Raw genomic sequence first — 18,456 nt, 5'->3', positions numbered from 1 at the left:
CAATGACCTGCACTTCATTCTGCCCCTTGACCCGGGCAACGGCACTGGTTGGCCTGCTGATGCTGCCGCTGGCCGGCATGGCCTCGGAGTGGGTCGTCAGCGTCGACGAACAGAACGGCCTGCCCAACCTGACGCGCGGAGGCGGCCCTGCCTTTGCCTCAAGCTTCGACTTCTGGGGTGAAGACTGGAGCTGGACGGGCTTCTACCCGACACTCAAGGTTCAGGGGCCTTACCGCTACACCTTGACGGGGCGAAACAAGGACCTTGATTTCGACCTGAAAGCCGATATCCAGAAGGACCAGGGGCAAACCCTGACCTGGCACTTCGACCTGCAGGCACAGAGCAAGCAGGCCGATGTGATGGGCGGCGGCATCGTCTGGCGCTTCGACCCGGCGCTGATCGCCGGGGAAATGGGCGACCCGGTGCTGTTGCCCGGCAACCGCGGTTGGGCTTGGGGCAAGAACAGCGGCGGGCCACGTGTGCAAATGCGCTTCGATCCCCCGTTGGCCAAGGTCTATTTCGAGCGGGGCGATACCAGCCAGGTGCGAACCTTCTTCTACACCGACCCGATTCTGCCTGGCCGCCAACAGATCAAGGCGGTGCTGACCGTTGCCGGGGATATTGCCATAGGCCCCACGCCCAGCGAACGCTTCGGCCTGGCCGACCCCACGCAATGGCCGGATGACCAGTTGGACTGGCGCACGTCACCTGTGGACCTGTCGTTCCTCAACGCGGGGGAAATACCAGCCGGCAAACGTGGTTTCGTCAAAGCATCCGGTGAACAACTGGTGTTTGCCGACAACACCCCGGCGCGCTTCTGGGGCACCAACCTGTCGGCTTATGCGCTGTTCAAAACGCCTGACGAGGAAATCAAAGCGCAGGCCAAGCGTCTATCGGCACTGGGCTTCAACCTGGTAAGGCTGCACCACCACGACTCCCCGTGGGTGAGCCCGAACATCTTCGGCGATCTCACCCAGCTCAAGAACACCGAGCAACTCGACGCCGAAGCGCTAAGGAAGATCGACTGGTGGATCAAATGCCTCAAGGACGAAGGCGTGTATGTCTGGCTCGACATGAACGTGTCACGCATCCTGACCGCCAACGACAACATTTACGCCTTCGATGAACTGCCCAAAGAGCAAGGGGTTGCCGCTGTAAAGGGCTATGCCTACGTCAACGTCACCATTGCCCAGGCCATGAAGCGCTTCGCTGAACGCTACATGACCCACGTCAACCGCTATACAGGGCTTGCCTACAAGGACGACCCGGCAATCGCGGCCATTTTGCTCACCAACGAAAACGACATCACCCAGCACTTTGGCAACGCGCTATTGCCGGACAAGGGTGTGCCCCGCCACAGCCGGCTATACATGGACGAAGCCAAGGCCTTCGCCGCCCGCCAGGACCTGCCGGCGGACAAGACCTGGCGTGCCTGGGAGCACGGCCCCTCCAAGCTGTTCCTCAACGACCTGGAGCACCGCGTTTTCGCTGACATGATCAAGGACCTGCGCAACATCGGGGTCAAGGTACCCATCTCCACCACCAGCACCTGGGGCGGCAACGGCTTGTCCTCGCTACCGTCGCTGACCACGGGTGACGTCATCGATGCCCACAGCTATGGCGGCATCGGGCAGCTGGAGAAGAACCCGTTGACCAGCGACGGCATGATCGACTGGCTCGGCGCCGCTCAAGTGGTGGGGCTGCCGATGACGGTCACCGAGTGGAACGCCGAACCCTTCCCGCTGCCTGACCGCCACTCATTGCCGCTGTACGTGGCAGCGACGGCCAGCCACCAGGGCTGGGACGCAATCATGCAATACGCTTACAGCCAGCAGGGCTTCTTCAGCCAGTGGCGCCGCGCAGACAACTGGAATGCCTACAACGACCCGGCGCTGATGGCCACCCTGCCTGCCGCCGCCCTGCTCTATCGCCGCGAGGACGTGCAGCTGGCAAAAACCCGTTACGTCTTCGCACCCACTCCAGACACCTTGTTCAACAGGCCGATCACACCCAATACCTCGGTGCTGCTGCGCACCGCCATGGAAAAGGGCCAACTGCAGATCGCCATGCCCCAGACAGCGCAATTGCCGTGGCTACAGGCCAGCGCCATCCCGGCCGATGCGCAGGTGCTGCGTGACCCAGACCACTCACTGCTCGATGCCAACGCCAGCGAGTCGGTCACCGATACCGGGCAACTGCGGCGCAACTGGCAACAGGGCGTCTACACCATTGACACGCCCTCGACCCAGGCCGCGACCGGCTGGCTGGGTGGCCAGGCAATGGACCTTGGCGACATCCAGCTGCAGCTGAAAACCGCGTATGCCAGCGTGGTGGTACAAAGCCTGGATACCAAGCCGCTCAACCAATCGCGCAGCCTGCTGATTTCACTGGGTACCCGTGCTGTGCCCCGCCCCGACGACATGACTCCGTTTCACGTCGAGCCGCTCGAAGGCACCCTGAGTGTCAAGGCGCCAGCAGGCTTGAAACTCTACGGCCGCACGGCCGATGGGCAGGAGCAGGTGCTGGCGTCGTCCTACCAAGAGGGGCGCTACATCATCCGTTTCGACGGGCGCAGCATGACCAACTGGCTTTTCTTGAAATAGGGCATATCGCCATCTAGAGTCAATTCAGACCTGTATTCCAGGCATTCGACGCTGCTTCTGTTCCAGGAGGATTGGATGAAGTACTTGGTTGTCGGGGGTTCAGGCTATATCGGCTCACACATGGTCAAGCACCTGTTGGCCGCAGGGCACGAAGTGGTGGTAGCGGATACCGTGGCCACCGGCCCTGATATCGAATGGGTCGAGCTGGATATCGCTGATGCGCTCGCGCTAGATGCGCTGTTCGACGACTGCCACTTCGACGCCGTTTTCCATTTTGCCTCGTTCATCCAGGTGGCAGAATCGGTCACCGACCCGTGCAAGTACTACCAGAACAACGTCGCCGCCACGCTGACCCTGCTCGATGCAATGGTGCGAGCCGGGATCAGGCACTTGGTCTTCTCCTCTACAGCAGCCGTTTACGGCGACCCACAGTACATCCCCATCGATGAGCAGCACCCCAAGGCGCCGATCAATCCCTACGGGCGCAGCAAGTGGATGGTGGAGCAGATCCTCCAGGACTTCGACCGTGCCTACGGATTGCGGTCGGTGTGCCTGCGTTACTTCAATGCCGCGGGCGCCGACCCGGAAGGTTCGCTGGGTGAATGCCACGAACCGGAAACCCACCTGATCCCGTTGATCCTGCAGGCGGCCTCTGGTCGGCGCGAGGCGATCACCGTGTTCGGCCATGATTACGACACACCCGACGGCAGCTGTATCCGTGATTATGTGCATGTGGCCGACCTGGCGTCGGCACACGCGCTGGCGGTGGACTACCTGTTGGCCGGCGGCGCAAGTACGGCGTTCAACCTGGGCAATGGCCTTGGGTTTTCGGTGCAGGAAGTGATCGATACCGCCCGGGTCGTGACCGGGCGGCAGATCAACGTGGTCGAGGCAACGCGCCGCGATGGCGACCCGGCCAGGCTGGTTGCCGATGCTGCCCGGGCCAGGGGGGTGCTGGGATGGCAGCCACGGTTCGATTCACTGGAGCAGATTGTGCGGCACGCCTGGGACTGGGAGCTTCAGTACCCCTGGCAATGACGTGAGCGCAATAGCAAGCAAGGAGCAAGCATGGCTAGCCAGCTCCTTGCATCAGCAATCAAAGGCTCAGTAGTAAGGCCGCGGTTGCTCATCCGCCTTGTTCAATACCGCCCCGATCAAATTCGCCGTCGCCAGATGATGCAGGCAGTCTTCGATATCCTTCTTGCTGTTCACCCCGTTGGCAACTACCAGCAGCACACAGTCGAACTTCGGCAAGACGGTCAATGCATCGTCGGAACTCAACAGCGGTGGCAGATCGAAAATGCAGATACGCGAGTCGTAGCGGTCGCGCAGGTCGCTGATCAGGCTGTTGACCTTGGGCGATGACAACATCTCGGTAGACATCGGTATCGGTTCACGCGTGGGCAGCACCACGAACCGCGGCAAGGTCGGGTTGACCAGTACCTCTTCCAGCCAGGCCTCGCCTTTGAGCAGCTCGTTCAGCGCTTTGTCCATGGGCAGGCCAAGGCTGCTGCCAACCCTTGGACGACGCAGGTCGAAGTCGACCAGCAGCGCGGTCTTGGTGGTGTGGTGGGCGATGCTCATGGCCAGGTTGACCGCCAGCACTGTCTTGCCCGCCTCGGGTGTCGGCGAGGTGATCGCCAAAGTCCGCCAGCCGTTTTCTTCCATGGCCTGCAGCACTTGCGTGCGCAGCAGGTCGATGGCCCCGCTCATGTTCGAGTTCTTGTTGTAGGAGACGATCCGGTTGCGTTCCAAATGCTCCGCACGCAGCGGCACCACCTTGGTCTGCACGTAATCGAATTGCCCCAAGGCTTCGGGCTGCTCCGACACAGGCGCCGCCTTTGGCGTTTCAGCGGGAGTGGGAGAAACCTGATGAATGTTCTTTCCGATAGCCGGCGTAATTCTGTCCATCGCTGCGCTTCCCTATTCAAACCGAGCCATAGCTTTAAACAGCAAGAGGTCCAGTGGCATGTAGAACACATGGACGACCACCATCAGCATAGCAACCAGCAACAACCCGCCGATGACCAGCAGCACCCGCCACTTGCGGCGCCTGGCCACATCGGCCTGCGTGGAAATGTACGGCACGGCCACCAGCACCCGCTTGCCCAGCACGCTTTCCAGCGCACCGACACCCCGTATACGCTGGTTCAGCATTTCCAGCAGCATCACCAGCGCGCCGCCCACTGCCGGCGCCAACACCAGGCCAAGGGCGACAATTTTCTTGCGGTTGGGCTTGACCGGTTTTTCCGGCATCAAAGGCGGCTCCAGCAACACGAAGCGCTCAGCCTTGTTTTCCTGCTCCAGACTTTCGGTGATCTTCGCGCCCATTTCCTTGTCGCGGATTTCTTCATACTTCTTGCGTGCGTTGTCATGGTCACGCATCAGTGTTACCAGGCCGCGCTCCACTTGCGGAGCTTCGAGGATATCGGCCTCATAGCCTTCCATTTTGGCCGTCAGCTGACGTTTCTGTTCAGCAAGCGATGCGATGCGCGACTGCGTAGCCGCCATTTTGGTACGTACCCTGGCCGCATCGAGGTTCATGGCCGCCGCAGCGGCGATGCCCTTCTCGCCCGAGGCCTTGAGCAAGTCGATCTTGCGCTTGACGGCCACCACATCGGGGTGCGCCGGGGTGTATTTGGTCAACAGCCGGGCATACTCGGCCTTGAGGCTGGCCAGGTCCTGTGGTTGGTCCGCCGAGGCAGGCCTGCCGCCAGCCGCCTGCGCGGGCACCCCCGCATTGGCGGCCGCCAGCTCCAGTTCGAGGTAACGCAGCTCTTCCTGGGCGGCCTTGTAGTCGCGATCGACCTCGCGGAACTCCAACTCCGAACGCGACAACATGCTCATGCGCAACTGCTGGTTCTCAGGCAAGGCATTGGCGTGCGCCTGCTTGAAATCCGCCAGCTTGTTCTCGAGCGCAGCCAGCTCGGCGCCCAGCTTGTTCGCCTCCTGGGTAAGGAATTCGGTGGTCTCGGTTGCGCGCTCGGTGCGCTGTTTCATGTTTTCGTTGAGAAACAGCGTCACCAGTTCGTCGGCCACTTCCTTGGCAACTTCAGCGCGCTTGTCCTCATAGGAAACCGTGAACGCGACCGTCGCCTCGCCACGCCCTTTGACGTAGGTACTGAGCGTGGCCACGACGATTGCACTGCGCATCTGCTCGATCTTGTCGGTCTCACTGAACCGCCTGCCCTTGTCGGCGAACAGGTTGTACTTGTCGATGATCTTCAGCAGGTTCTCGCGGGTCATGACGCGCTGACGAATGACCTCGATGCGCTCATCGGCAAAACTGTTGTTGTTGGCCGAGACCAGCTCTGGCGAAATCTGTTGCGACTCCACCAGGATGGTGCCGGTCGACTGATAAAGGGGCGGCACCGAGACGGCGACCCCGACGGTTGCCGCAATCACGACCACGATGCTCACCCCCAGCAACAAGGCGCGGTCCTTGATGATGGCGATGTAATCTTTAAGGGAAAGCTCGTAGTCCGTTTTCATGGTGGCCACCCGTGCGAGAGTCAGATGTCGGGATATCTGTACGTCAGCGTCAATCCGGCAATGGTCGCGTCAGCATCGGGCAAGCCGTCTTGCTGGCGCTGCTTGTACATCAACGAGAAACGCAGGTCCCAGGCCGGTGAAAATGCGCGGCTTGCCCAGATGCCATACGTTTGTAACGTGTTTGGCGAGACCCCTTTGCTGTCCTGCCAGGACGCATCGACGCCCACGCGGTCGACCTCGGTGACCAGGTAGCTCCAACTGCCGCGTACCATATCGAGTTCGGCAAAGCCGCCCTCGGCGTTGGCAACGGTGCTGCGCTCAGCGCTGAAGGTGGCATCGGCACGATCGCCTCGGTAGAACAGCGACATGCCACCTTCACCGCGGCGCCCGCCGCCAGAACCCGTGGTCTTGTTCACGCCGATATGCATCTCGCCTTCAAACCGTTCGGAAAACCGGTGCCTGACACCGATATTCGGGCTGTAGCTGTTGGAGGACACCGCGGTGGTATCGTCCTGCGGTTCATAACGCCTGGCGTCGAAACCGGTGATGATGTCGGTGCGCTCGCTCCAGGCGTAGGTCCATGTCGATGTGTTGTACAGCTCGTCGTAACCGGTCAGCGAACTGATGTCATAACGGGCATGCGAATAGGTAAGGACGTTGGCCAGCGTGCTGCGCTCGGTCACCGCGCTGCTCCAGTTGGCCTCGAGCGTGGACATCTCCTGCGTGCCGTCGGTGGTGACCACGCCGGTGTCCTGCACAGCACCGGACAGTGTGGAACTCTCCTCATAGCGCGCCAGCAAACCTAAGCCACCGGTCTCGGTCTCGCGCTGCCACCCCAGGCTCACTTTGGGGTCTTCACGGTCATCGACGATCGACCGGTCGGATGAGCGCAGCACGTTGACACCCAGGCCCAGGCGCAACTGGTCGCGGTCGAACTGACCGATCAGGCTGTAGTCGGGCGCAATGATGGTACGCGTCACACCTTTCTCCTCGGACGTCAGGAGCAATGGGTTGCTGTCGTACTCGACAGACGTGGGCACCACGACTGAAGACTGCCAAATGGCGGCGTGAACCACCCCAGACAACGGCAACATCATGATTGCCGTCGCAATATTCGTTGGTCGGAAAATAGGCACTAGAGATTCTTATATATTGGTAGGGTCAAGGTACGACCAGCGTATCGCCAGCCTGAAGTTGGAAGTTGGTGGACATGTCGCGCCCGGAAACCAGATCCTTGTAGCGCACCGGCAATACCTTTTGTGAAGGGCCGCTGCCGCGGATGACCTTGATGGCACTTTCGTCGGCGAATTTGTCCATTCCACCCGACATGCTCAGCGCCTGAAGCACCGCCGTAGGGCCTGCCATGGGCACCGGGCCTGGCTTGATGACCTTGCCTTGCACATACACAAGGTTGCCCGCCGTACCCGTGACAACGACGCTTACATTAGGATCTGCCAGGTAGGGTTTGAGGCCGGCAGTGACCTTGTCGGCAACCGCTGTGACGTCCAGCCCGGCCACATCGATTCGACCTGCCAGGGGGAAGGTGATGCTGCCATCGGGTAGTACGACGGTTTCCTGGCGAAGGGTGTCCTCTTGCCAGACCGAAATCAGCACCCTGTCACCGGGGCTGAGCAGGTACGCCGGGTTGCCTTGATCGGCCACGCTGGTGCCGGACCAAGTCACGAATACGCAAAAGATGGAAATCAGCAAACGCGCCATGAGGGATCCCTCCGGCCTTGCGGCCCAGGTTCAAGAGCACTGAATGAGAACGACACTAAACCTCTCGCTCCACTTCGCAGCCGTTACAGCGCTGCGACGGCCTCAAGCATCCAGGAGGCCCTTTACCGCAATGCCGCTTCGCCTGCCACTGCCAATTTGCGTCTGGGGCGTCAGCTACTGGAATATAGCAACAGCTGTAAAATTGACAAGCGGCTAATCCCGTCTTCGACGCAAACATCCATTATTTAGCGTCAATTCACTGGCAGTACGGTTTAGTTGATCGTAATGGTAACAACAGCGTCCTCAAATTTTCTTTCTGTTGGCAACTGCGACAAAGCCGATCACCGCAAACGCAAAAACCCGGCCTGCCGTTGCCAAGGGAACAATATTTGCCTGGCTCATATAAGAATCAGCCGCCCGTGCCGCACCACTCAATAACACCAACAGAAAGATGGATTTGATGAACAGTGTTGAGCGCATGGTCCCCTCCTACGAAGAGGAAAATTTATTATGGGTTTTTGGCGGAGGAATGAATCGCTGTTGATTGGAGCTTATGGGCACGATGCCATTACGTCAACGTTCCGACACCATAATAAATCTCAATCGACTGCCCCTCGACTCGTCAAATTATCGACATGCAGAAGATGCAGGCACTTTTCACCCGCTCGTGCTTCTAGCAACTCATTGATATGCCATAAAAAATAAACTGTCATCAGCGCCCCACCCTGGCCAGCATGCGGGTAGTCGAACCGGGGCACGACTTGAACGATGTGTTTCATAGGCGAGAAACAGTGAGAATCATTGCGCTTAGCGTCACGCTTATGACGGAAAAAGATCGAGGGTACGTTCGACCTCATCAATATCGATCGTGAAGCCATCACCCTGCGGCGTGCCGACGACGAAGCCAAAATGCTGATGGTCACGGTCCGTCAGGTACTTGTAGTAGCTGACGAAGCGGTTAGGCGGCTGCAGCGCCAGCAGCGAGCCGCCTGAACGCAGCACATTGACGCCGTGAACCAGCTGGCTGCCTTCCACGCCAATCACCGTCCTGGCCCCCGCGCATGCCGCGACGATGGTCGGCACATCGCACCTGAGTGGGTCGATCACGCGAAAGCCACGGTACTTGCGCAAGTGTTCGGCGACCTCAAGTTCGTTGCGCATCAAGCGCAATTGGCCTTCACAGCCGCGCAGAATGAACACGCCAGGGTGCGTTACAGGGTCCACATGCGACAGCAACTTGTCGCCCATGGCACGGTAGCGCTGATGCCGGCTGCGGTTGTTGCTCACGTCGTCGAACAGCACCAGCTCCTTGAAAAATGCGCTGCGCAAGCGCAAGGGTTGCATGTCCAGCCACGCCTCATAGCCGGGGGCCTGGGTAAACAATGGAAACCTGGCCGATGGTGCCGTGGTAACAGGGATGCCCTCGTTGCAGGCCAGTGCGTAGGTCGGGCAATCTTCCATCAACCAGGTACCAAACCAAGTGTTGCCGTTTTGCGTGCAATACACAGCACCCCGCTCTATCTCGTAGTCCACCGTTACCCGCGGGAAAGTGCTGGGCTTCAACGACAGCCAATGGCTGGCGTCGTCTTTGTATAACGCCCCGTCAATCAGCCAGACATCCTTTAGCAGGTAGCCGCGCGTCGGGCCTTGATGCGCACGGATACCGCCTTCCATGGTGAGCGCGGGGTGTACATGGGGAAAAAAACGCTTGGCCTCCCAACCGGTCACGCGTTCCAGCTGGTTGGGCAAGAAATACGCCGGTGGAGAGACGGTGGTTTCGCCGGGCGCGATGTCCCAGGTTTTAACCGCCCGACTTTTTATGTCGATATCGGCTTTACGGGCAAGCCGCTTTCTGGCCATGTGTTTGTAGGCGGCCAGTGTCCAGACAGTTTCGCTGGTAATCAGCGTTGAATTGAACTCAGAAATATTACTACCCATGGCAAGCCCCCTATGATAAGAACGCCAAAAAGCTCGCAAGCGACGTCCTTATCCAGGCCGGCCCTGACGCTAAGTTAGTTGGACAACACCCTTTCCATCGTGGGCGGTGATTTCAAGTTGGCATACCGTTCGCGCAAGTTCTCGAAAAACAACTCACCCGAACTTCTATTGCCATAGAGGTATATCTTGTGCAGGCCGCCAAACACCATTTCGTGGTAGCGGCTTGCAAGCGCTTCATCACTGGACCCTTCCGGTAAACCCAGGTGCAGCGTCAACTTGTTGCCCTCGACCGCAAACAGCGGCGTGTCCCAAAGAAACTGGGCCACTCCCGTCTTGGGTAGACGGATGAACATGTAAGCGTGGTTGCCCAGCGAGTCGATATCACCCCCGCGCCGCCGCTTCCACTTCAGTAACCCGTCATCCGGGCGCGCCAGACAAAGACCGATGTCGTAATAGTCGTAGCCATTGGCCAAGGCCCACTCCAACGCCAGGTAGGTGGTGATGGAGTTGACCTCACGCAGTTTCTTGGCATCGGAAAACACGGCTTCGCAGTAACCGAAACGCAAGGTGCTCCAGTAGCGCTTGCCAGCCCGGGTTATCTCACAACCCAGGTGACAGGCCACCACCTCGCCATCCAAGGTGATCAAGTCCAGGCGGCCTACCCCCTTGGCCAAACGAAACACCTCCTCGGTGGGAAACTGTGCCGCATGAATCCCTTGCCGTGCGCTGGCATAAGGCCGAAGCAGGTCACGGTCGGCCATGGCAATTTCGTCATCCGAGAGCGTTTGCCTCATCTGGTACAGCGGTCGGTTCTTGCGGATACTGCGGCGCAACTCACTGTCATAGCGCGCGGTGATATCGTCCAGCGAGCGCCCAAGCGGTACGACGGCACTCAGGTAGTGCGGTACGGACAGTGCCCCGAGGGTGGGTAACTCACTGACTACTACGCGGCTGGGCACGCTGCCCGCCGGGCCCTCGGGTGCTGGTGCCTGCTGTTGCGCTTTGCCGCCTATCAACAGCTTGGCCATTTCGCGCTGTTGCTTCCTGCCGATGTAGAGAATTTCGTAGGGGCTTTGCTGCTGCAGCCTGAACCGGGCGACCTCCCAATGCCAGAAGCACGCCCGCCCAAGCATGTCGCGTAACACGTTTGATACGGTTCTGATCTCGTAACGCAGCGAAGGTGAGATGAGTTTTCGAGCTATGGCCATCATGTGCGCTTTCATTTCTTCTTCGACGTCCTTTGAATTCAAACGGCCTTATCGGAAGAGAAGCGGGTTATTGCTCGAGACAATGACGTAAGCGACTGATAATCCGACAACATTGCCCCTTGCCGGCCTAACATTCAGTAACAATTTAAGATGCAAGCTCGCGTATTAGCAAGCGGCGTTTTGCAATCGCCTGCCTTCATTTCATGACGTCAATTTTCTTTCCTGTACGCGTTGGGTCATTGATTGTTGCAATGGGTAATTAACTACCTCACCGCTACGATGCAAACGGCGCCTGCTATCGGCTCTTTCTCTCATGCAGGTACCGACGATGACTGATTTCGCCCTTCAAAACCCTCATCAGCAACTGATCCAGGAACAGCTACCGGCCTGGGCCAGAACGATGCAACCTGAGCACTGGCGGCGCTTGCGCGAGAGCGTGCAGCCCGAGCAAGGCCTGGAGGGTCAAGCGCCATGGTTCGCCAATGCTGCACCCGATCTGCGCGAAGCAGTGCTTGCCAGCCAGCGCCGCCTGGACGACTCGCAGTACCAACTGGCGCGCGCCATGGCGGGCCTGCAGAACGTTGCTGAATTCGCCGAAGCCTTGCTCGAGCAACGACTGAAGGCCGAGCACCAACTGTCGGTGCCGCTGCGCAGTACCCAGCTCATCCATATTCAACACAGGTTCAGTTTCGGCACCTACGTCACCGGCCACAAAGCGACCAGCCTGCTCGAAGCCGCCCTGCACAACTTCGAAGAGCAGCCCACGTTCAGCCACGACAGCGCCCTGGTACTGGACGGTGATGCGCAGTTTGAAGCCACCACGGTCGTCGGCCAGACCACGTTGGGCGACAGCGAAACGCTGGTCGATATCGACCTGCCGTCCGAGTCATACCGTATCGACCCGCTGCCGCTTGCTCCCAGCGGCTACGCCCGCAGTTGTCGGGACCTGGACATTGGGCAGCGTTATCAGGAACACCTGCAGGCGATCTTCGAAACGCCCTCAAGCCCGGTACGCGCGGCCTTCATGACGACCCTGCGTGACCGCCTGCGCCTTGCCGCCGACATGGCCTTGCTGCGCCACACCATTACCGGCGCCGGCCGTGATGTCATTGAACAACTGCTGGCACAGGCCCCCGTACGCTGCTGGCAGCCATCGCTGTTCGGCATCGCGCTGCACGAAGTGCTGATCATCGACGCCGGCACGGCGGGTTTGTTGGTGTACCTGCCCGGTGATGAGCAGCGCCTGCTGCAGTTTCCCGGCCTTGCCGGCGTGCATGCACATCTCGCCACCCACTTGCTGCAAGCGGATTACCGACGGGGTTTCCAGCGATACGTCTCATCGTTGCAGTGCTATCGTTTCCTCGACCTGTTGCACCAGAACCTCGACGCCGCAGGTAACAGCCCCGCAGATCAACGGTGGTCGATGCGCGAGGGCGCCGACCTGCACCTGGCCCTTGCCCCCATCGAGGCGCCACTGCTGGCTTTCCTCTATGGCGATCATGTGGCACGCCTGAAGGCCGAGGCCGCAGCCGTGGCAGTGCCTACCGCAGAGGTCGACAGGCAAGCGCACCAACGGCGCATCGCCCAGTGGCAAAGCATGGGGCTGGACGCACTGATGGTTGCAGGTTTCTTCATACCCGGGGTTGGCACCCTGTTGACAGGGGTAATCGCCTGCCAGTTGCTTGGGGAGGTGATCGACGGTTACCAGGCTTGGAGCATAGGCGACCGCCACCTGGCCTTGCAGCACATTGAGGCGGTAGGCCTGAACCTTGCTGCGATCGGCGGTTTGCATGCAGCAGGCAAGGTGCTGCCCAGGCTGTTCAACAGCGCGCTGATGGAAAGCCTTGAACCGGTGAAACTGCGGGACGGCAGCCGACGGCTCTGGCGTGCAGACCTGAAGGGCTATGCGAGCAACGTGCAGTTACCTGCAGAACTTGAAGCCAACCCGCAAGGGTTGCGAACCCACCAGGGCAGACAATTCATCCGCCTGGATGGCCAACACTATGAAATTGCCCTGGACGGCACCGACCAACGCTGGAGGATCGTCCACCCCAGTGACCACGAGGCCTACCGGCCGCTGCTGGAACACAACGGCGAAGGCGCCTGGCGCGCGGAACACGAGGCACCTCAGGACTGGGCCGACAGCCAGTGCGTGCGCCGCCTGGGCTTGCCTGTGGATGCACTGGACGATGCGCAACTGCAACAGGCCATGGTCATCAGTGGTGTGAACCGGGCACGTTTGCAGGCAGTACACCTGGCCGGTGAAGCCACCCCTGCACTGCTTGCCGATACGCTGGAGCGTTTTACGCTGGCGAAGCAAATGCCCGAGCTGGACGGCGCAGCACTGACGCGTATTTACGGCCGTACGGCAAGCGCCGCCGAGCAGCGGATGTGCGATACCTACGCGCCATTGACCCCACCGCTTGCCAGGCGTCTGCTGGCTCGGCTCTCACCGGAGGCGTTGGCCAATTGGCAAGCGCAAGGAACGTTACCGGCCTGGCTGCACATGGAAGCCGAACAGATCACCCGGGATCTGCCATTGGTCCGTGCCCTGGAAGGCCTGTATCAGCCGCGCCTGGCCAACCGCGACAGCGAACGCTTGCTGCTCGCCTGCATGCAACGGTACTCCGGCTGGCCACAGCACTTGCGCGTTGAGATCCGCGAGGCCACGCCAGAGGGCACCGTGCTGGCAGCCATCGGCGACGAACAGGCCAGCGAGCGTTGCCTGTTGCTCAGGTCGGGTCAAGGCTACGAGGTCTTCAATGGCGAACGCCCGGTTGCCAGGCCAGTGCATGCCGATGCGTACCAGGCGCTGTACGCCGCAGCGCCACCAAACCTCAAGCGCGCGTGGGGCAGTGCTGGCGCGCTGGGCGAGCGCACGCAGCGCCTGGCCGCTGCCGAGCGGCGCAAGTGGCCGATGCGCCTCTGGGGGCCACAGGCCAAGCGCCCTCCCCCGCGTCACAGGTTGCGCGGTGGCGCACCTGTCACTCCACTGGCACCCGCCTCGCCGTTCTTCAACCAAAGCGTGCCGGCGCGCTTGCGCAGGCTCTACCCCAGCATCACCCAAGAGCAGGCCGAGCGCTTACAGGTAGACTGGCGTAACACGATGCGCTCTGCAGAGACAGAATTGCGCATTCGTGAAGACACCTTGAGACAGTTGCGCACCGACCTCGATCGATGGGCAACGGCCGTTCCCCGCCGCCAGCCCGCCGTGCGCAGGATTCTCAACGCCTGGCAGCAAAATTCGATACGTGTGCTGTCCACCGGCCAACGCATCCACTCCCTGGACCTGAAAAACTTCGAACTGGAAAACAGCGACTTGGCTACCCTCACGCTGCCAGCAGGTTTTAACCACGTCGCGGACCTTGACCTCAGCGGTAACAGCGCACTGAGCGAGTTGCCCGCACAATGGCTGCAGTGCCTGCCCGAACTGCAGCGCCTGACCTTGAGCCGTTGTCGCTTCGCCGCGGTTCCAGAGGTTCGGGTACCTGGCAACCTGCAATGGCTTGACCTTGAACATAACCGCATCAGCTGGGACGCACGCTCACAGGCAGCACTGGAACGACTGGACGGGTTGAGGGTGCTGGATCTCTCCGAGAACCCGTTGCTCCACGCGCCGAACCTGCAGAACCTTCCAGGGCTCGGCTCGGTGTTCATGGTCAACTGCGGCTTGACCGAACTCCCACAAGGCCTTCAACGACTGGAGTCGGTATTGATCATCGACCTGTCCGAGAACCAGTTCCAGCGCCTTCCACAGGGGTTCACCCTGCCCGCGGCCAGCGCCAATGCCTTGGCCCTGGAAAGCCCGGCGCTAGGGCTGCCCATTCGCGAGCAGATTGAGGATTATTTCCAGCTTCATGGAGCTGACCTTCTGGTATCCGATATCGACTACCAGCCGCTGTTGGCCAATGCCAGCGCACAGCGACTGCGCTTGTGGGCGCGCGTGCCGTTGCACTACCGGCGAGAGCTGCGCCAGCTGATCGAGGACATCGCCGATTTCGATGACTTCGATGCAGGCCTGGAGGCACTGTGGCGCTGCCTCGAACGCATGGATGCAGACCCCGCTTTTCGCGATCTGGCGCTAGACTCGCCGGCTACCTTGCTGCTGGATCTCTGAGCCGCTTCAGGCACTGCCCTGGCGGCCCCGCTCGGCACGGGTCGCCAGCCAGCGCGCAAGGTCCGCCGCCGGCATTGGCCGGGCCAGCAGATAGCCCTGCCCCTGGTCGCAACCGGCGTTGCGCAAGAAGTCATACTGTTCCTGGGTTTCAATGCCCTCGGCAGTGATCCGGAAGCCTAACGCATGGCCCAGGTCGATGATGGCCCGGGCCACGGCCACTGCATCGTCATCGTCCGGCAGGTCTTTGATGAACGCACGGTCGATCTTCAGGTGATCGATCGGCAGCGCTCGCAAATAAGCCAGTGACGAATAACCCGTGCCGAAGTCGTCCACCGCCGTGGTCACGCCCATGGCCTGTAATTGGGCCAGTACCTCACAGGCCTGTTGCTGGCTTTCCATCAGCAGACTTTCGGTGATTTCCACTTCCAGCAGGCTCGGCGCCAGGCCATGACACTCCAGCGCCTGGGCCAGGCTGGAGACATAGTCGCTGCGCTCGATCTGCAGCGCCGCCACGTTGATCGCCATTGGCCCGGGTACGCGGTCCTCGTCGCGCCAGGCGGCCATCTGCGCGCAAGCCAGCGCCAACACGCGCTCACCCAGCGGAATGATCAGGCCCGTGCGCTCTGCCAGCGGGATGAACTCGGCCGGTGACACCAGGCCATGAACAGGGTCCCGCCAGCGCAGCAATGCTTCGACACCCTGCAGGCAGCCGCTGAACAGGTCGACCTTGGGTTGATACCACAGCTCGAACTCGTTCGCCTGCAAGGCACGGCGCAGGTTGCGCTCAAGCTCCAGGCGCTGCTGCAGGCGGGCAGTCATGTCGGTGTGGTAGGGGCGCCAGGCGTTGCGCCCGCTTTCCTTGGCTGCATACATCGCCGTATCGGCGTGACGCAGCAGGCTGCCGACATCCTCACCGTGCTGGGGGCACCTGGCCAGGCCGATACTGCCGGTCACCAGTGCGGTACTGCCATTGAGATCGAACGGGCGTTGCAGGCAGCGCAGCAGGTGAGCCACCTGGTGGCTCACCTGGCCCTGGGTGCCGCGCAACATGAAAACGAACTCGTCGCCGCCAAGGCGGCACACCCGGTCAGGCGCGTCCAGCTCCTGCAAAAAACGCGCGGTGGCTTGCTGCAGCAACAGGTCGCCCATGGCATGGCCGAGGCTGTCGTTCACCTGCTTGAAGCCATCGATGTCCAGCATCAACACAGCCAGACCATCGCCCTTGAGAATGGCATCGGCCAGTTGCTGCTGGAACAACACGCGGTTGGGCAAGCCGGTGATGGTGTCGTAGTGGGCCAGCCGCTCAAGTTGCGCCTGGGAGCTGCGCAGTTCTCGATTGCGTTGCTGCAACTGGCGTTGCTTGCGGTTGATCAGGGCCAGGAACAGGCTGGTCAAGCCCGTACAGGCCAGGGCGAACCAGAGCAGCGGCGAGACCAGAGGGCTGGCCATCAGGCCGTCAGGCTGGCGCTGCACGTCCAGATGGCCCAGCAGCACCGACAGGGCGATCCCGGCCAGGGCAAAGCCCACCGGCATCAGGCTGCCAAGGAAGCGGCGCAGCTGGCCGGTGGGCGGCGGTTCATCAGGTAGTGGGGTATTGGACGGGGTCATAGGCCTTCGTATGCGCTCGATTGCTTATGTATCGGCGCACTGCGGGCAATATTGAGCCAGACTGGTATTTTTCTTTCGCCGGGTGCATCCTCGAAGCTGAAGCGATTCACCTACCCAGACTTGTGAGGTGCAGTACACATGGACCACCTGCTCGATTCGCTGTTCCCTGCTGCCGGGGATGTCCCCACGCCTTGGCAGCTGGGTGAACCCCTGGAGCAACGCGATTACCTCGTCAATGGCGAACTGAGGCGCTGGGACGGCCCGCTGGCCACCGTGCGCAGCCCGGTTTGGCTAAAAGAAGGTGACGGCGAGCGACAGGTCATCCTCGGCAGCGCCCCGCTGCTCGATGCTGATACGGCACTGACGGCACTGGACGCCGCCGTGCAGGCCTATGACAAAGGCCGCGGCGCCTGGCCGAACATGCGTGTCGCCGAACGCATCCAGCATGTCGAAACCTTCCTTGCGCGCATGCGCGAACAGCGCCAGGCCGTGGTAAAGCTGCTGATGTGGGAGATCGGCAAAAACCTCAAGGACTCCGAGAAGGAGTTCGATCGCACCTGCGACTATATCGTCGACACCATCAACGCCCTGAAAGACCTCGACCGCCGTTCCAGCCGCTTCGAACTCGAACAGGGCACCCTCGGCCAGATCCGCCGCGCACCGCTTGGCGTGGCCTTGTGCATGGGGCCTTACAACTACCCGCTCAATGAAACCTTCACCACGTTGATCCCCGCGCTGATCATGGGCAACACCGTGGTGTTCAAACCGGCCAAATTCGGCGTGCTGTTGATTCGCCCGCTGCTCGAAGCGTTCCGTGACAGCTTCCCGCCGGGGGTGATCAACGTCATTTATGGCCGCGGCCGCGAAACGGTCAGTGCCTTGATGGCCAGCGGCAAGGTCGACGTGTTCGCCTTCATTGGCACGCACAAGGCCGCCAGCGACCTGAAAAAGCTCCACCCGCGCCCGCACCGCCTGCGCGCCGCGCTAGGGCTCGATGCCAAAAACCCCGGCATCGTGCTGCCCCAGGTAGACCTGGACAATGCGGTCGAAGAAGCGGTCACCGGCGCGCTGTCGTTCAACGGCCAGCGTTGCACCGCACTGAAAATCCTGTTCGTCCATGAAGACGTGGTCGAACCGTTTCTCGACAAGTTCCAGCGCAAGCTCGCCGCGCTCAAGCCTGGCATGCCCTGGGAGCCGGATGTGGCCCTGACGCCGCTGCCGGAGCCGGGCAAGGTCGATTACCTCGACGCCCTGGTGGCCGATGCCACGGCCAAAGGCGCGCGGGTGGTCAACGAGGGTGGCGGGAACAGTCGCGGTTCGTTCTTCTACCCTGCCCTGCTCTACCCGGTAACCGGTGACATGCGGGTGTACCACGAAGAGCAATTCGGCCCCGTGGTACCGGTGGTGCCCTACCGCGACCTGCAGACGGTGATCGACTACGTGCTCGATTCCGACTTCGGCCAGCAGTTGAGCCTGTTCGGCAACGACCCCAAGACCATCGGCAGCCTGGTCGACATCTTTGCCAACCAGGTGGGCCGTATCAACCTCAATGCCCAGTGCCAGCGCGGCCCTGACACCTACCCCTTCAATGGTCGCAAGAACAGCGCCGAGGGTACCTTGTCGGTGCATGACGCCCTGCGTGTGTTCTCGATACGCACCTTGGTCGCGACCCGCTTCCAGGAAGCCAACAAGGAGCTGATCAGCGAGATCATCCGTAATCGGCAGTCGACCTTCCTCACCACCGATTACATCTTCTGAACGGGCCCTGCTT

Annotated in this window: 12 protein-coding genes; 4 read left to right on the top strand and 8 right to left on the bottom strand. The window is 60.9% G+C overall.

The window, feature by feature from the left end; translation table 11 throughout:
* Positions 1-2: 2 nt before the first annotated feature.
* Together NGJ21_RS20110 and galE are read left to right on the top strand one after the other, a co-directional pair.
* The gene (locus tag NGJ21_RS20110) at positions 3-2,603 is read left to right on the top strand and encodes a glycoside hydrolase 5 family protein (RefSeq protein ID WP_237858600.1); all 2,601 of its coding nucleotides are present in this window, start codon (positions 3-5) and stop codon (positions 2,601-2,603) included.
* Between the two features lie 75 nt (positions 2,604-2,678).
* Positions 2,679-3,641 carry a UDP-glucose 4-epimerase GalE gene (galE, locus tag NGJ21_RS20105; RefSeq protein ID WP_119687156.1) on the top strand — a complete coding sequence of 321 codons (963 nt, stop codon included), beginning with the start codon at positions 2,679-2,681 and terminating at the stop codon, positions 3,639-3,641.
* A gap of 66 nt (positions 3,642-3,707) precedes the next feature.
* Here galE and NGJ21_RS20100 read toward each other — a convergent pair whose 3' ends face one another.
* The 7 genes from NGJ21_RS20100 to NGJ21_RS20070 all read right to left on the bottom strand — a co-directional run bounded on the left by NGJ21_RS20100 (position 3,708) and on the right by NGJ21_RS20070 (position 10,975).
* A complete protein-coding gene (locus tag NGJ21_RS20100; protein ID WP_046785988.1) occupies positions 3,708-4,514 on the bottom strand; it encodes a CpsD/CapB family tyrosine-protein kinase in 807 nt (268 codons plus the stop codon).
* A gap of 12 nt (positions 4,515-4,526) precedes the next feature.
* On the bottom strand, positions 4,527-6,095 hold the full coding sequence (locus tag NGJ21_RS20095; protein WP_115274614.1) for a GumC family protein: 1,569 nt from the start codon (positions 6,093-6,095) through the stop codon (positions 4,527-4,529).
* A 20-nt stretch (positions 6,096-6,115) separates the two neighbouring features.
* Complete coding sequence (locus NGJ21_RS20090) at positions 6,116-7,231, bottom strand: hypothetical protein (RefSeq protein WP_251962566.1); 1,116 nt, start codon at positions 7,229-7,231, stop codon at positions 6,116-6,118.
* Positions 7,232-7,256: 25 nt separating this feature from the next.
* Positions 7,257-7,814, bottom strand: a complete 558-nt coding sequence (locus NGJ21_RS20085) for a polysaccharide biosynthesis/export family protein (RefSeq protein ID WP_119687157.1) — start codon at positions 7,812-7,814, stop codon at positions 7,257-7,259.
* A gap of 303 nt (positions 7,815-8,117) precedes the next feature.
* Positions 8,118-8,294, bottom strand: coding sequence for an EPS-associated small membrane protein EppA (eppA, locus tag NGJ21_RS20080; protein WP_251962565.1), 177 nt, complete (start codon positions 8,292-8,294; stop codon positions 8,118-8,120).
* A 339-nt stretch (positions 8,295-8,633) separates the two neighbouring features.
* Positions 8,634-9,752: a glycosyltransferase family 61 protein gene (locus tag NGJ21_RS20075; RefSeq protein WP_174141934.1), complete on the bottom strand. Its 1,119-nt coding sequence runs from the start codon at positions 9,750-9,752 to the stop codon at positions 8,634-8,636.
* A gap of 74 nt (positions 9,753-9,826) precedes the next feature.
* Positions 9,827-10,975, bottom strand: coding sequence for a GNAT family N-acetyltransferase (locus NGJ21_RS20070; RefSeq protein ID WP_174141914.1), 1,149 nt, complete (start codon positions 10,973-10,975; stop codon positions 9,827-9,829).
* Positions 10,976-11,288: 313 nt separating this feature from the next.
* Between NGJ21_RS20070 and NGJ21_RS20065 the strand changes: the two genes are divergently transcribed.
* The gene (locus NGJ21_RS20065) at positions 11,289-15,077 is read left to right on the top strand and encodes a dermonecrotic toxin domain-containing protein (RefSeq protein ID WP_251962564.1); all 3,789 of its coding nucleotides are present in this window, start codon (positions 11,289-11,291) and stop codon (positions 15,075-15,077) included.
* 6 nt (positions 15,078-15,083) lie between these two features.
* Here NGJ21_RS20065 and NGJ21_RS20060 read toward each other — a convergent pair whose 3' ends face one another.
* The gene (locus NGJ21_RS20060) at positions 15,084-16,685 is read right to left on the bottom strand and encodes a putative bifunctional diguanylate cyclase/phosphodiesterase (RefSeq protein WP_115274609.1); all 1,602 of its coding nucleotides are present in this window, start codon (positions 16,683-16,685) and stop codon (positions 15,084-15,086) included.
* Positions 16,686-16,823: 138 nt separating this feature from the next.
* Here NGJ21_RS20060 and NGJ21_RS20055 point away from each other — a divergent pair, with 138 nt between their 5' ends.
* Positions 16,824-18,443 carry an NADP-dependent glyceraldehyde-3-phosphate dehydrogenase gene (locus NGJ21_RS20055; protein WP_046785980.1) on the top strand — a complete coding sequence of 540 codons (1,620 nt, stop codon included), beginning with the start codon at positions 16,824-16,826 and terminating at the stop codon, positions 18,441-18,443.
* The last annotated feature ends 13 nt before the right edge of the window (positions 18,444-18,456 follow it).

Origin of the sequence: Pseudomonas sp. Marseille-Q5299 (assembly GCF_943737035.1) — a bacterium.
Classification (GTDB): domain Bacteria; phylum Pseudomonadota; class Gammaproteobacteria; order Pseudomonadales; family Pseudomonadaceae; genus Aquipseudomonas; species Aquipseudomonas putida_E.
This window is presented reverse-complemented; position numbering and strand designations above follow the sequence as displayed.

Coding starts and splice junctions, on each gene's coding strand:
- NGJ21_RS20065 (WP_251962564.1), top strand. CDS start 11,289: ATGACTGATTTCGCCCTTCAAAACCCTCATCAGCAACTGATCCAGGAA.
- NGJ21_RS20085 (WP_119687157.1), bottom strand. CDS start 7,814: ATGGCGCGTTTGCTGATTTCCATCTTTTGCGTATTCGTGACTTGGTCC.
- eppA (WP_251962565.1), bottom strand. CDS start 8,294: ATGCGCTCAACACTGTTCATCAAATCCATCTTTCTGTTGGTGTTATTG.
- galE (WP_119687156.1), top strand. CDS start 2,679: ATGAAGTACTTGGTTGTCGGGGGTTCAGGCTATATCGGCTCACACATG.
- NGJ21_RS20095 (WP_115274614.1), bottom strand. CDS start 6,095: ATGAAAACGGACTACGAGCTTTCCCTTAAAGATTACATCGCCATCATC.
- NGJ21_RS20100 (WP_046785988.1), bottom strand. CDS start 4,514: ATGGACAGAATTACGCCGGCTATCGGAAAGAACATTCATCAGGTTTCT.
- NGJ21_RS20055 (WP_046785980.1), top strand. CDS start 16,824: ATGGACCACCTGCTCGATTCGCTGTTCCCTGCTGCCGGGGATGTCCCC.
- NGJ21_RS20110 (WP_237858600.1), top strand. CDS start 3: ATGACCTGCACTTCATTCTGCCCCTTGACCCGGGCAACGGCACTGGTT.
- NGJ21_RS20060 (WP_115274609.1), bottom strand. CDS start 16,685: ATGACCCCGTCCAATACCCCACTACCTGATGAACCGCCGCCCACCGGC.
- NGJ21_RS20070 (WP_174141914.1), bottom strand. CDS start 10,975: ATGAAAGCGCACATGATGGCCATAGCTCGAAAACTCATCTCACCTTCG.
- NGJ21_RS20075 (WP_174141934.1), bottom strand. CDS start 9,752: ATGGGTAGTAATATTTCTGAGTTCAATTCAACGCTGATTACCAGCGAA.